Here is a 510-nt window from a genome sequence, read left to right as displayed (position 1 = left end):
CGGTGAAGTGGTGAACACCTCTACCCGATTTTATAAGTCGGAATACTTCCCGTTCTATAAGAGTCATTCGCAATCCAACAAGCAAGTGCAGGAAGCCGAAGCAAAAGACATTCGCCCGTTCTGGAAGCGTTGGCCTGTCGTCGGAACAGTGGTGCTATTATCGCTTGGATTGGTTTTCAATATCTGGGCTTGGTGGCCGGAGCCAGAGCAACCGCCCGCCCCCGTTAAACCGCCACAACCAGTACAAACGCAACTGCCTGATGGAACGCCTACGGTAGATACGGCAGAAACCAAAGCGAAGAAGAAAAAGAAAGCATCAGGGTTCGGGCCTTTGGAAGATTATGACTTCTATATCACCGGATACGCAAAGCAAATCGCCTACGCTAAACGGCTGAAGTATGCTGCCGAACTCGACCGTGAACTGACGTTCTACAAGATATACATCGATGTGTACGATGGCCGCGACAAGCTATTCAGTTTCGATCATCTGGACTTGGTAAAGATTGGGTA

General features: G+C 49.4%; 1 pseudogene. It reads left to right on the top strand.

From position 1 onward, the window contains the following. A pseudogene (locus tag R7093_RS28360) lies at nt 1–510 on the top strand (assembly protein); the annotation flags it as partial.

The organism is Vibrio sp. 1580 (genome assembly GCF_033340055.1).
Note: the sequence above shows the minus strand (reverse complement) of the source record. Positions and strands in the feature narration are given on the sequence as shown.